The following is a 13,434-nucleotide window of genomic DNA, read 5'->3' as shown; positions in this document are numbered from 1 at the left end:
TTAATGGTGTAAACAAAGAAAACATAAGGAGTAAAGATATGGCTACATCTAAAAATAAGGTTGTTTATCTTGTAAATAATGGTGATTTTCGAGATACAGCGTGTCGTGTCGGTTGGCCTATGCAGGAGAAAACACTGGATTTACTACAAAAGGCATTGAAAAAATTAGGATATGATACCCAAGTACTGCCAAAATATGATGCCAAAAAGAAACACGGCTTTATTACCAAACAGTGTGAGGGGGTTCAGGTTTTTTCTCAAATGGAATCGGACGCCCCTGTAATTGTTGTTTTAAATATCTGGGCTTATTCTCACCATGTTTCGGGTCCTTTACAAACACATCGAGGACCTGTGCTTTTACTGGCAAATTTCGATGGCACATGGCCCGGGCTGGTGGCGTTATTAAATCATTCAGCGACTTTAGACCGCTTAAATGTGGCACATTCGCGTTTATGGAGTGAGACATTTTCAGATGACCCGGTATTTATGAAAAAATTAAAGGAATGGTTAGATACCGGTAAGGTTGTGCATGACTTAAGCCATCTTACCGATGCAGAAAAACTAAATCTGCCTCCGAGTGCTGAACAATTTGGGAAGAAATTAGCCGAGGATATTTTAAGAAATCGGCGTATTATGGGACAGTTTGACCCGGGTTGTATGGGTATGCTCAATGCCGTTATGGACCCGGCAAAGTTAGGTGCTGTCGGTTTACCTATTGAATATTTAAACCAATCCGATTTGTTAGCAGAAATGAATCTTGTGAGCGATGAAGAGGCACAAAAACATCTGGATTGGCTGGTGAAGAAAGGAACATGGTTCGATTGGGGAACGAACAAATTTACTGATTTGGTATATGACCAGGTCCTTTCGCAGATGAAAATGTATAGTTCCGCTGTGCGAATGGTAGCCCGATATGGATTAAGTGCCATAGGTATTCCCTATCAGTATGGATTGGTGCGTTGCTGTCCTGCTTCAGATTTGGTCGAAGGAATGTTGAATAACTCAGACCGTCCCCCGGTAAGAGACCCGGAAACAAAAAAGATTATTCGTGATGGACAACCCATAGTTCATTTTAATGAAGGGGATATGGGTGCAGGTATTCCACAATTATTGTTATGTGAGATTTACTCCCGCAAAAAGATGCCGCCCGAAACTACTTTGCATGATGTCCGTTGGGGGAGAGACTTTGAAGGGAAATTTCTGTGGGTATTCTTGATTTCCGGCGGTGCTCCTCCTGCTCACTTCGGTGGATGGAAAAATACCAAGGTATATCGCCAACCGCCGATGTATTTCCCGTTAGGTGGTGGAACTTGCTCCGGTGTGTCTAAACCCGGTGTTATTACATGGGCGCGTGCCTATGAAGCAGGTGGTAAATTAGGTATGGATTGTGGACTGGGTGAAGTAGTTGAAGTACCAAAGGAAGAATTACAGGATAGGCTGAATAAAACAACACCGCAATGGCCTATTGCCAATGTGCATATACCGGGTTATGACCGTGACCAACTCATGGCATCGCACATGTCCAATCATATCGTCATTGGGTATGGCGATGTGCTAACAGAACTTATTGCGACTTGCCGTTACTTAGGTATTTCAACGCGTGTTGCCGGAGATGTGCGTTCAAGATTTAAAAAGTAATAGACAAAAAAATAGATAGTTTGTATCTAATAAAAATTTTAGGACAGGTTCTAAAAGAGACCTGTCCTTATTCTTTTTTGAGAAATTTTTAAGTTGTTAGTTGATTGCAATGAATTTATGTTTGTTTCTTTTCACTCATTAAAAGGATAAATTTTTTGAATATTTGTTGGTCTAATTCATCACTCATTTTATCTTTCATGAGTTTTAATGCGTCAAATGAGGAGAAAGCATTTTTATAGCTCCGTCGAGTAGTTAATGCGTCAAAAATATCAGCTATTGCAGATACTCGTGCATAAATACTAATTTCATTACCTTTTAATTTATGGGGGTAGCCATTCCCGGTTAATTTTTCATGGTGATGTAGAACTACATCCAATTGTAACTCGTCTTTTAATCCCTGTTCTTTCGTTAAAATTTCGTAGCCATATTCCGGATGTTTTTTCATTTGTTCGAACTGCTCTTCAGATAATTTCCCAGGAAAATTTACAATCTTAGGGTCTACTCGACATTTGCCGATATCATGCAATAAAGAAGCCATACCAAAACGGAGCAATTCATTTTCGGGAAAATTAATTTCCTTTGTAAGAAATACACTGAAAATCCCTACATTAACGGAATGGGTATGTGTGTAATAATCAAAATTCGTGACTTTCAGCATACATTGGAAGGCAGTGGGCTCATGGAATATAAAATCTAAAGTATTTTCAACTAAATTACGAGAGCGAGGCAAAAGTTCACCGCTGCGAGGGTCATCTAACATTTCCTTAACTGCCTGTGTTGTAACTGTATAAAGAACCTCTGTCCGTTTCTGAACGGCAACATTTTTATCCGATAGAATATCCCTTAAGTTTGTTTCAAGATAGCGTTTGTATTCCCGTTTGTTTTCAGAGTGAACATATAATATTTCAATACCTTTTTCCTTTAATCGAACTATATCATTTTCAGAAATAGGTAAACTCTTTGAACGATAAAGTACAGGTTCCTTATTGGCGTTGATTCGTAAATATAAATCGAAACTTACTATCTTATCTATTTGTAATAGAGAAATAGGGATTGGGAAGTAATCTTTTTCTAAATCGGTAATTCCCTCTGCTTTTTTTTGCTCACCTTCCATTGTACTTCCCTTTTACTATCCTTTGTGAATAACAAAACATATTTTTTATATTTTAACATATATCATAATAAAAAAGTTTTTAAATAAAAAAATTTTGTATATAGATTATTAAATAAAACGAAGAATTACAAACAAATAATCAAAAAACATTATTTGAACACCTATACTACATAGGTAGAACCATTAAAAACATAAAAAATAGGAATGAACAAGAAAAGGAGATAAAGGCTTTACACAGATAGGGTGAAACATGTTTTGACCGCATCTTCTCTGTACCCTTTGTTTGAAATTACCTTGGTGTCTTCTGTGGTTTATCCTAATGAGGTGTTTTTCTGATATTATTTTTGTTATAATAAGGGCTTAAAATTTTTACAATCATTGAATTTATTGAGTTTTGTTATTAAAATCTTAACCTATGGGAGATTATTTATGACGACTTATCGTATTGCTTTATTACCAGGTGATGGAACGGGTCCTGAAGTGATAAAAGAAGGTGTAAAAGTATTAAATGCCGTAGCACAGAAGTTGGGATTTTCATTAGATACAGTAGAATACGATTTTGGTGGTGACCGCTATTTGAAAACAGGAGAAATTCTCCCAGATTCGGCAGTAGATGAATTAAAAAAGTTTGATGCCATTTATTTAGGAGCCATAGGACACCCAGATGTGAAGCCGGGTATTCTGGAAAAAGGAATTTTGCTCCGTTTGCGTTTTGAATTAGACCAATATATCAATCTTCGTCCAGTGAAATTGTATCCTAATGTTTATACTCCTATAAAAGACAAAGGACCCAAGGAAATTGACTTCGTTGTTGTTCGTGAAAATACAGGTGGGCTATATACAGGATGCGGAGGATTTCAAAAGAAGGGAACACCCCACGAAGTAGCCATTCAGGAGAGTGTTTATACGCGTTTTGAAGTTGACCGTTGTTTAAAATATGCATTTGAATTGACACGAAAACGGAATAAAGATAAAAAATTAACGCTGGTTGGAAAAACCAATGTGTTGACATTCGTTTTCGATTTGTGGGAACGAGCATTTCATGAGATGGGAGCAAAAGAATACCCGGATATTACCCGTGATTATGCTCATGTAGATGCAACAACTATGTGGATGGTTAAAAATCCAGAATGGTTTGATGTGCTTGTTACCGATAATATGTTTGGTGATATTATTACTGATTTGGGTGCTATGATACAGGGAGGTATGGGTGTTGCCGCAGGTGGAAATATTAATCCGGAGGGGGTGTCCATGTTCGAGCCGATAGGAGGAAGTGCTCCCAAATATACGGGAATGAATATTATTAATCCGATTGCTTGTATATTAGCCGGTCAGATGTTATTAGACCACATTGGTGAGAGTAAAGGGGCAGAGATACTTGAACAAGCAGTTATAAAGTTTTTCGAATCCAAAGTATTGCCAGGTTTATCTGCAAAGGAAATAAAAGAATCAGGTTGGTCAACAACCAAAATTGGTGATGCTATTGCAGATTATGTAGCAAAGATATAAATTTGATTAGTTATAGACAGGAAAGTAAAATAGGGGGCATAATTTGAAGGTGATATGGAATTTCTATGTCTCAAAAAAATAGAGCAGGGATAGCACTTTCATTAGCCATACTCGGTTGGTCTTTTTCGCCGATATTTATTAGATACCTTCAAGATGCCTATGACCCTTTTATACAGGCAGGGATAAGGTATAGCGGAGCCGTTCTTTTCCTCGTGCCTTATTGCCTTCTGTTTTATAGAGACGCATTCAAAAAGGCGTTTTTAAAACCTATCCCTACATTCATTTTATCTATTACGAATGTCGTTATGCAGTCAGCATGGACGATAGGGATATATAACTCTACTGCAAGTTTGGGACAAATTTTAGTAAAGATACAAATACCTATTGTTGCTTTTTTTTCATTCCTTGTCTTTGCTGAAGAACGCTCATTAATCAAAAATCCTCGATTTATTATTGGGTCTATTTTGGGAATTCTCGGTTCCGTTTTATTGATATATAAACCTTCAGCAATTGATGAATTTCCATACTTACACCGTGCTGTTTTGGCCTTGTTTTTATCCGCCTTTTTATGGGGTATTTATTGTGTATATGGTAAATACACTGTGGAACGGGAACTTCATCCTATACCTATGTTCGGTGTTATTTCGATATATACTACCATCGGGTTGTTACTTTTAGGTTATTTTCTGGGGTCTCCTGAGAAAGCAATACAAGCAAGTGTTCCTATACATCTTATAGCCTTGTTTTCAGGTCTTCTCCCAATCGCAGTAGCCCATTCATCTTTTCATTATGCTCAATGGCATTTAGGTTCTGCCTTTTGCAATACCTTACTTACATTAAATCCATTGATTACCCATTTTTTTGCTTTGTTATTATGGAAAAATGAACATTTATCCTTAATTCAGTGGGTAGGGACAGCGGTTCTACTTTTAGGATGCGTTCTTGTATTATTGACCCAATCAAATATAAAAACACAATCTCCTGAGTAATAATAAAAAGAGCCGTATATTTGAGAATTCTCAAATATACGGCAGAATTTATAGGAAAAATCCCCATCCACGGGGATTGTTAGACTGGAAGAGGCCACCCTTCTCTATAGGGTTTCGTTAACATAGCATTAGCTTCATCATCACCAACAAATTTTCCTTCCGTCATATTATAGGTGATTTTTCGATTTAATCTTTGAGCAATACAACCTAAAAGCACAACCTCTGTAAGTGGCGCGGCATAATCAAAATTCGAGCAGGCAGGTTCTCCACCTTTGCATGCTTCAAGCCAGTTACGATAATGATTTGACCCGCTAATACGAGGAATCATAGGATTAGGCTTTTTGTAGTCATTCATGCGCGATTCGGGTAATAACCTTGCTTTTCCACCATATTCACCCGCAGTAAGGTATCCATTTGTCCCGATAAATAAAGAGCCATTATCACCATCTCCCAATGTTTCTTGTGTAGGAATATCTGCAGGTTTTTGAGGTTTATTCCCTTTGTCATACCAGTAAACATCTACAGGTCCCATATCCTCCCGTTCCGAGAAATGGTATTTTACAACAGATTTTATGGGATAGGTCTGTGTATTGTATCCTTCGATTTGAACAATTTCGATAGTAACTTCTTTGGCTTTATCTAATTTAAGAGCCCAGAATGCAGGGTCCATGATATGACACCCCATATCCCCAAGTGCACCGCAACCAAAATCTATCCATCCTCGCCAATTATGAGGGGCATACCCATGATTGTAAGGACGCATGGGGGCTGGACCTATCCATAAATTCCAATCCATCGAAGGTGGAATGGGTTCTTCAGGCAATGGATTAGGCGTGCCTTGTCCCCAACCATCGCGAGGACGGTCTGTCCAGATGTGGGCTTCTTTTACCTGTCCGATAGCACCCGTCCATATCATTTCGCATACTTCTCTTGCACCTATACCAGAGTGCCCTTGATTTCCCATTTGCGTGGCGACCTTCATTTCTTGGGCTGTTTTACGGAGAAGTTTTGCTTCGGCTATGGTATGGGTCATTGGCTTTTGAACATAAACATGTTTGCCTAATTTCATAGCGGTGTAAGCGATGGTTGCATGTGAATGGTCGGGGGTTGAGATAGTCACAGCATCAATATCTTTACCCATTTCATCAAACATCTTTCGAAAGTCCTGATAAACCTTTGCCTGAGGTGCCTTCTTAATAGTTTCACTGGCATAGTCAAGGTCAACATCGCATAAGGCAACAATGTTTTCACGCGAACAAGAAAGAATATCTTCTCTCCCTTTACCTCCTATACCGATACCTGCCAAATTTAATTTTTCATTTGGCGAAAGTTTGCGGGGAACCACTTTTGCAGTATTGGGTTTGTTCTGTGCGAAAACACTACCCATTGCTGTGCATGTAGTAACGGCAAGAAATGCTCTTCGTGTTATCTCATTTTTTTTCATGGGAAACTCCTCCAAAATAGTAATAGTTTTTTTGAAAAATAGATGTAATTACAGACAATAAAATATTGTAAACGGTGTCATCTTTTATTATATAACAATACCGTATTTCATAAATAGCAGAGAAAAAAAGTCATAAGTTAGATAAAAAATAAAATTTTTTGTTAATTTTGTTTAATTATTTACAAAAAAAATAAAATAAAATTTTAATTAAAAAAAATAGTTTGAAATAGATATGTTGCAAACCCGCATAAATTGAGCCTAAAAGCAAAGTAAAATAAATAAAAAAATTTTTAAAAAATTTTGTAACTTTTGATTTGATTTTTCGTATTAAATTTTGTAACATTTTTACCAATTAAAACTTATGTGCCTGCATATCTCCGTGTGATATGGAGGCGACACAAGCCGACCCCAAGCCCTAAGCTCCGATAGTGAGGCGACCAGCGTAAGGCGGCAACGCGGTAACCAACTAAAACCATTAACCCTATAGGAGGGTTTATGAATTGCACAAGGGCATGCATCTTATTATCGATTGTCGGAATGTGTCGCGCGACCTATGCTTAAATGATAAGCTAGTGTTGAATGCGATGGCTCGTGCAGCAGAGAGAGCCGGCGCGACCGTAATTTCGCAAATTCGTTACAAGTTTGGCAGTGATTCACCCCCTGGATTTGCCGCCTTGGTTATGCTGGATGAAAGCCATTGCTCCGCTCATACCTATGCGGATTTGGGACTCATTGCAATGGATATTTTCACCTGCGGAAAAACAGACCCTCGCATCGTGTTCCGTTACATCCGTGAAGAATTAGATTTAGGTGATGTAACCATTCGCGAGTTGCCGAGATTTCCCGTTCAGGAAGAAAATCCCTCTGCAATTACTAAAATTGAGTCCTTCGTAATGGCAGGACAATAATTTGTTCTTTCAGGCTTAGGTGGATTATTCCGTCCTTATAGCAAAATAGAGGTGTCTCTATTTTGATTTGAGATGGAATAAAAAATAATATACACATAAGCAATGTAGAGGTGTGTCTGCCTTTATTTCTGATGGATAATTACTTTTCAAGAATAGTATTGTTTTTTTAAAATTGTAAGATTAAGTTTCCATAGGAGAAAAAAGAATGAACCGAGAATTACATGATGGGCGACAGGATGGATTAATGCCTCTGAAAAGTTTAGACCTTTCGAAAGTCTCTTGTTTCTCTGATTTGATAAGAGCCATGCGAAAAACTTCTTTTGGCGGGCGGACATTAGGAGAAGCGTTTGAGGTTTTGTTAAAAATGTTCCGTGATGAAGATTGCACGGTTGTGCTAACACTTTCCGGTGCTATGACCGTAGCAAAACAAGGAATGATTATTTGTGAGATGATAGACCGCGGTTTGGTTCAAGCCGTTATTGCAACCGGAGCCTTAATTGCCCATGGTGTTACGGAAAGTATGGGTCTTACTCATTATGCTATTAATCCAGATATTGACGATAAAGAACTGTTTGAAAAAGGCTATAATCGTGTTTATGATACATTGGAGATGGAAGCAAACCTTAATGATGTATGTGAGGTGGTTGGGCGTGTTCTTGATGAAGTTACACCGGAAGATGGTGTCTGGTGTTCCCATCGTTTTTGTCGTGCCGTCGGTCAGGAATTGGAACGATTAAACCACGGGCAGGGTATTTTAAGAAGTGCCTATCAAAAAAATGTACCTGTATATATTCCCGCATTTACAGACAGCGAAATGGGTCTGGACTTCTCCACCTGGGCAATGAAAAAAACTATCCAAAAGCAACAGAAAAAAGATAAGAAATGGGACCCCGAAGAGTTATTTCAGGCAGTTCCAAATTTCAATCCGTTTCTGGATTTACAGCATTATGCCCGCTTGATAGGCAGGTCAAAACGATTGGGTATTTTAACTATTGGAGGTGGCGTCCCTCGCAATTGGGCTCAGCAAGTCGGTCCTTATTATGATATAACATCCGTTCGTTTGGATGTAGAAATTCCGCAACCTCGTTTCCAATATGGCGTTCGTATTTGTCCAGAACCAGTGCATTGGGGTGGCTTATCCGGTTGCACTTATTCCGAAGGTGTCAGTTGGGGTAAGTTTGTGCCGATTGAAGAAGGGGGGAGATATGCAGAGGTTCTGGCGGATGCCACTATAGTCTTACCTTTCCTGATGAAATGTGTATTTGAAGAGTTAGATAATGCTTCTTAAAGGAAATATAAAATGAGCCGAAAAGTAAAATTTATGAATGAGAAAGAAAATTTTCTGGCTTTGCCCATTGAACATTCTCATCCCGATACCGCAAAGGTTATTATTCTGCCTGTCCCTTTTGAAAAAACATCTACTTTTGGAAAAGGTTCAAAGAGAGGTCCTGAAGCAATAATTAATGCATCGCATGAGGTTGAATTATACGATACCGTTTTGGGTTTTGAACCGTTTCAGACCTGCGGAGGCATTGCAACCTTAACACCATTGAAGACAAAAGGATATTCAGGTGAAAAATTAGCGAAAGCACTGGAAACAGAAGTAAACTATTGGCTGGAACAAGGTAAGTTTGTTATTACCATAGGAGGTGAACATTCAAGTATCGTAGGTGCTGTATATGCTTATATTAAGAAGTATGAACCTCTTACAATAATTCAACTGGATGCCCACAGCGATTTGCGGAGTTCTTATCTGAATGAAAAATGGAACCATGCTTGTGCTATGGCGCGGATTTTGGACCGTCATGATGGAAAGTTAATTCAGATTGGTATTCGAAGCGAAGCACCGGAAGAACCTGCTATCATTAAAACATTAGGGAAACGGGTAACTACTTTCCATGCCCATACAATACACAAGGAAGGAGAAAAAATATTTACAAAGATTTTAAGTGAATTATCTGAGTATGTATATATAACTTTCGATTGCGATGCCTTTGATCCGAGTATTATTCCATCAACAGGGACACCCGAGCCGGGAGGTTTAAGCTGGGAATGGGTTAATCATTTCTTTGAGATACTTTCCCGTAACAAAAAAATTATAGGATTTGATATCAGTGAATTAAGTCCTATACCGAATTTACATTATCCACAATTTACAATTGCAAAAATGATATACCGCCTGATTGGATATACCTTTTCGCAGGCTAAATAAGTATAAGGCTTCTAATCTTGTATTATTCCTGAAAGTCGTTTTCTCAAATTATCGTAGAACACAAGAATTACGAGAAGCGTTCCAACAAATACCTGCTGCCAATAAGTATTGATGTTCTCAATATTACAAAAATTTCGGAGGACCATAATAATCAAAGCCCCAGCCAGTGCGGAGATGGCTCCACCTTCACCGCCCATAAGGCTTGCCCCACCAATCACACATGCAGCAATAGCATCTAATTCATAAGTTTCTGCGGCTTTTGGGTCAGCAACACTGGTTCGGGACGCAAGGACAAGCCCCGCTAATCCTGCCATAGCACCACAAAGAACATAAGCAATGGTGCGAACCAATTCCACACGAATACCCGAAAGCCTTGTGGCGGTTATGTTCCCACCGATAGCATATAAGGCTCTGCCAAATCGTGTCATGGTGAGGATAAATGCAAAAATCAAAGCCAACCCGCCGGTAATCGAAACAGGTATCCACCAGTATAATGTTCCGCCAAGCCAGGAAAAGTTTGGAGGTAAACCGAAAATAGTTTGTGCTCCACTAATGACCAGTGTAACACCGCGTGCCGCCATCATCATACCTAATGTAGCAATGAAAGGTGGAATTTTTCCGCGTGTGATGAGCAGTCCGTTTATTAAACCTGCAAAAGCACCGCAGCCAATCCCTGTTACCATACCGATAGTGATAACAAAATATCCCGGATACTGTGCTTGGTGTAAATATTTCATAATCAGACAAGCACTCATGCTTGCAAACGCAGCAACACTGCCTATGGATAAGTCAATTCCCGCTGTTAGGATAACCAACAGTTCACCTACACAAAGGATACCGATGACCGAAGTGCGGTATGCCACACTAATCAGGTTTTCATATTTGCGAAAATCCGGTGAAATAACAGCGAGGATAATACAAAGAATAGCAAAAATAATTAAAGGGGATTGACGCGATATAGTTCTTTTGACACGGTTAAATTCTTTTGTCATATAACAAACTTCTCCTTACGAAAGATTAACTACTATGATAATATACATCCCAACCCAAATATTTTTCCCATGCTTCATAAACGCTCTGGGCTACTTTATCTATTGTCACAGCAACATGATGTTCAAAACCATTTACACAGATAAAATGAAGTAATGATTGAAGATTTGAAATTTTGGCTATTCCATATCCACCAAAAGATTTTACGCGGTCATTGGTAAATACTCCTTCACCCACATAAGCCTGTATTTCGCCTAAATCTTCACGCGTTCCCATGCGTGCAAAAGTCATAGGAGCAGGTATAATTTTTCCCGTTACAGTGCCGTAGGTATTGTCTTTACCAACAGAACTCGCTATTATCGCCTGATAGTCCATTTGCGGTTTTTTGAAGAAGGACTTGGGCAAGTTTGAGCAATGAAACATAACACAACCATCGGGGTCATCTTTATAATTATTGTTCCAATCCAATAAGGCACTGGGTCGTTGCGATGCTAATGTTAACGAATACATAGAAACGGCACCACATACATCTACTTCACAGGCACTGGGGATTAATCTTTCACTTAACATACTCATACAGGTGCAGGGAACAACCCCAAAATAGGTCTCTAATGCTGTCCAGCATTGTATCGCAGTAGCGTTTAGTTCTTTTTCTTTAATCCATCGCTCCGTGACAAGTGCAAATCGTGCCATGCGGTCTATAGAACTGTCAGGGACACCTTTTATAGCAATATATTCCGATATTTTTTTACATTCATCTTTTAAGGCTTTGTCGTTGGGAGATATTTTTTCTGCCTGTCCTAATATTTCAGATAGGTCAATAGTTTCTATAGTAATCCCATAGTTTTCAAGTAATTTTTCACTATATCGCACAGTATTAAACGCCGAAGGCCTTGCTCCCATAGAGCCAATACGGGCATTTTTCAGACCACGGATAACACGACAGGTTCCTGCAAAAGATTGCAGGTCAAGTAAAAATTCCTTTGAGCCTAAGGATTCTGTGTGAAAGGTTGTTAATGTAAAAGGGATACGGTATTGGTTTAAATTAGAGCAAACACTGATTTTCCCGCAAAACGAATCTCTCCGTCGGTTAATGCCCATGGCGTTGGTATCATCAGGTTCTGCCTGAATTAATACCGGCACCTGAAGATTTGCCAGACGAAGCGTATCTGCAACGGCTCGTTCATCGCCAAAGTTAGGTAATGTTACAATAATTCCATCAATTTCATCACGATTTTTCCGAAACAAATCGGCACATTTTTTGGCATCTTCCCATGTTTCTACAGCACCATATTTGGTGTCGTCTTCATTAAGAATAACAATCCCGAAGCCTAATTTTTTCAGAAGTTTTTTTATTTCTCCATAGCCTTCTTTTGCAAGAATGTCTGGGAAAAAGCCTCTATTTCCCACGATAACTCCAAAGGTTACTTCTTTTTTCATTTTTCAATCCCTTTATTTAAATTTTTTCTATATGTAATATATTAACAAGCATTATAAATTGGCTCAAATTATTAGTCGTTTAATATAACCTCTTACTTTGTATATTTTTCTATTTCGGATGAGGGGACTTCACGATACATATAACGAATTCGATTATATCGAAAGTTATATTTGGAAGGCTCTCCGCCAATTTGACAGGAATAAAAAAGATAGATAATGTTTCTGTTTTGTTCTTTCATTACAAGGGCTTCCGGGACATGGGTTGCGGGTGTGTCCGGGTCAGGTTCTATATATCCTGTAATTTGCCAATCTACACCATTGCGAGATACGGCTTCTGTAATTTTTCGTCCCTTCCATTCATGATTTCCATATCCACTGGGATCTGCATACGCATAATATAAATTATCTACTTTCACAACATCAGGATTAGGAAATTCCCATATACAGGGATTTTCTCCTATGCGAATTAATTTCCAATCTTCCGCATTTAAAAAGTCCCCCTGATTTTCCGCATAGCCCATAGCAGTTCCGCGGGGTGTCCAGTAATCAAACCAAATTTTGAATTTGTTATCTTCATACATGATTGAAGGGCGATGATAAGTTCCCCACAAGGTAACATCTCCCGCTTTATCTTTACCACCGAGTTCACCGATATATTCTAAAATAGGTTTTTCAGAACGCTTCCAATGTATTCCATCCTCCGATGTGGCTCCCATAACGCAGTAAAAACTGCCATCGGTATCGTTGGGCGTTTCCGCAGGAAATCTGTCTTTATCATGTCCTGTCGCACTGTATGCCATATAATATGTCTTTCCTACTCTAATTACAGAAGGGTCTCCGTTATGCCATTCATCAAAGTAAGTTCCAGATGTGCTGAAAAGAGGTCTCCATAACTTCGGATTGCCTGAATTATCCCATTGCCCGTCACCTGCATATACTTCCCAGGGACCTTCCAATTTTTGGGCTCGTGCAGTGAAAATAGCATCGCAACCCTTAAAATCGGAAATATTCCGATTACAATCTTCCACAGCCCAACCGAAGAACCAAGCCCTGAACAGATACTCTGCATTTGGCTCATATAACACATGGAAGTTATACATATTTCCGAATCCACTGATTATGTTTTTATAATTCTTCTGCCATAATTGAGAAATATCCTTTGCTTTTTCCTGAGGTAATGTTTGGGCATGC

12 protein-coding genes are annotated in these 13,434 nt (G+C 38.8%); 6 read left to right on the top strand and 6 right to left on the bottom strand.

Features of this window, described 5'->3' with window-relative positions:
• The first annotated feature begins 38 nt into the window (after positions 1-38).
• Positions 39-1,637: a fucose isomerase gene (locus PLA12_12665; GenBank protein HOQ33347.1), complete on the top strand. Its 1,599-nt coding sequence runs from the start codon at positions 39-41 to the stop codon at positions 1,635-1,637.
• 115 nt (positions 1,638-1,752) lie between these two features.
• Here PLA12_12665 and PLA12_12660 read toward each other — a convergent pair whose 3' ends face one another.
• Complete coding sequence (locus PLA12_12660) at positions 1,753-2,751, bottom strand: HD-GYP domain-containing protein (GenBank protein ID HOQ33346.1); 999 nt, start codon at positions 2,749-2,751, stop codon at positions 1,753-1,755.
• A gap of 429 nt (positions 2,752-3,180) precedes the next feature.
• Between PLA12_12660 and PLA12_12655 the strand changes: the two genes are divergently transcribed.
• Together PLA12_12655 and PLA12_12650 are read left to right on the top strand one after the other, a co-directional pair.
• Positions 3,181-4,260 carry a 3-isopropylmalate dehydrogenase gene (locus PLA12_12655; GenBank protein ID HOQ33345.1) on the top strand — a complete coding sequence of 360 codons (1,080 nt, stop codon included), beginning with the start codon at positions 3,181-3,183 and terminating at the stop codon, positions 4,258-4,260.
• Between the two features lie 65 nt (positions 4,261-4,325).
• Complete coding sequence (locus tag PLA12_12650) at positions 4,326-5,249, top strand: DMT family transporter (protein HOQ33344.1); 924 nt, start codon at positions 4,326-4,328, stop codon at positions 5,247-5,249.
• A gap of 79 nt (positions 5,250-5,328) precedes the next feature.
• Here the strand turns inward: PLA12_12650 and PLA12_12645 are convergent, their stop codons facing one another.
• Together PLA12_12645 and PLA12_12640 are read right to left on the bottom strand one after the other, a co-directional pair.
• On the bottom strand, positions 5,329-6,693 hold the full coding sequence (locus PLA12_12645; GenBank protein HOQ33343.1) for a Gfo/Idh/MocA family oxidoreductase: 1,365 nt from the start codon (positions 6,691-6,693) through the stop codon (positions 5,329-5,331).
• 359 nt (positions 6,694-7,052) lie between these two features.
• Positions 7,053-7,199 carry a hypothetical protein gene (locus tag PLA12_12640; GenBank protein HOQ33342.1) on the bottom strand — a complete coding sequence of 49 codons (147 nt, stop codon included), beginning with the start codon at positions 7,197-7,199 and terminating at the stop codon, positions 7,053-7,055.
• A 6-nt stretch (positions 7,200-7,205) separates the two neighbouring features.
• On the opposite strand from PLA12_12640, the gene speD reads away from it, so the two are divergent.
• The 3 genes from speD (at position 7,206) to speB (ending at position 9,813) form a co-directional block, all read left to right on the top strand.
• A complete protein-coding gene (speD, locus tag PLA12_12635; protein ID HOQ33341.1) occupies positions 7,206-7,601 on the top strand; it encodes an adenosylmethionine decarboxylase in 396 nt (131 codons plus the stop codon).
• A 205-nt stretch (positions 7,602-7,806) separates the two neighbouring features.
• Entirely contained in the window at positions 7,807-8,889 is a 1,083-nt protein-coding gene (locus tag PLA12_12630) for a deoxyhypusine synthase family protein (GenBank protein HOQ33340.1), read from the top strand.
• 12 nt (positions 8,890-8,901) lie between these two features.
• Positions 8,902-9,813, top strand: coding sequence for an agmatinase (speB, locus tag PLA12_12625; protein HOQ33339.1), 912 nt, complete (start codon positions 8,902-8,904; stop codon positions 9,811-9,813).
• Positions 9,814-9,824: 11 nt separating this feature from the next.
• Here speB and PLA12_12620 read toward each other — a convergent pair whose 3' ends face one another.
• The 3 genes from PLA12_12620 to PLA12_12610 all read right to left on the bottom strand — a co-directional run.
• The gene (locus PLA12_12620; GenBank protein HOQ33338.1) at positions 9,825-10,805 is read right to left on the bottom strand and encodes an ABC transporter permease; all 981 of its coding nucleotides are present in this window, start codon (positions 10,803-10,805) and stop codon (positions 9,825-9,827) included.
• Positions 10,806-10,830: 25 nt separating this feature from the next.
• The gene (locus PLA12_12615) at positions 10,831-12,243 is read right to left on the bottom strand and encodes an L-fucose/L-arabinose isomerase family protein (GenBank protein ID HOQ33337.1); all 1,413 of its coding nucleotides are present in this window, start codon (positions 12,241-12,243) and stop codon (positions 10,831-10,833) included.
• A 92-nt stretch (positions 12,244-12,335) separates the two neighbouring features.
• A partial coding sequence (locus PLA12_12610; protein ID HOQ33336.1) for a hypothetical protein occupies positions 12,336-13,434 on the bottom strand: 1,099 nt, incomplete at its 5' end.

Source organism: Candidatus Hydrogenedens sp., from assembly GCA_035378955.1.
Taxonomy (GTDB): Bacteria; Hydrogenedentota; Hydrogenedentia; order Hydrogenedentales; family Hydrogenedentaceae; genus Hydrogenedens.
This window is presented reverse-complemented; position numbering and strand designations above follow the sequence as displayed.

Bases quoted from the DNA above. Each gene is read 5' to 3' on its own strand.
- PLA12_12660 (HOQ33346.1), bottom strand. From the start codon at position 2,751: ATGGAAGGTGAGCAAAAAAAAGCAGAGGGAATTACCGATTTAGAAAAA.
- PLA12_12650 (HOQ33344.1), top strand. From the start codon at position 4,326: ATGTCTCAAAAAAATAGAGCAGGGATAGCACTTTCATTAGCCATACTC.
- PLA12_12655 (HOQ33345.1), top strand. From the start codon at position 3,181: ATGACGACTTATCGTATTGCTTTATTACCAGGTGATGGAACGGGTCCT.
- PLA12_12630 (HOQ33340.1), top strand. From the start codon at position 7,807: ATGAACCGAGAATTACATGATGGGCGACAGGATGGATTAATGCCTCTG.
- PLA12_12645 (HOQ33343.1), bottom strand. From the start codon at position 6,693: ATGAAAAAAAATGAGATAACACGAAGAGCATTTCTTGCCGTTACTACA.
- speD (HOQ33341.1), top strand. From the start codon at position 7,206: ATGCATCTTATTATCGATTGTCGGAATGTGTCGCGCGACCTATGCTTA.
- PLA12_12615 (HOQ33337.1), bottom strand. From the start codon at position 12,243: ATGAAAAAAGAAGTAACCTTTGGAGTTATCGTGGGAAATAGAGGCTTT.
- PLA12_12665 (HOQ33347.1), top strand. From the start codon at position 39: ATGGCTACATCTAAAAATAAGGTTGTTTATCTTGTAAATAATGGTGAT.
- speB (HOQ33339.1), top strand. From the start codon at position 8,902: ATGAGCCGAAAAGTAAAATTTATGAATGAGAAAGAAAATTTTCTGGCT.
- PLA12_12620 (HOQ33338.1), bottom strand. From the start codon at position 10,805: ATGACAAAAGAATTTAACCGTGTCAAAAGAACTATATCGCGTCAATCC.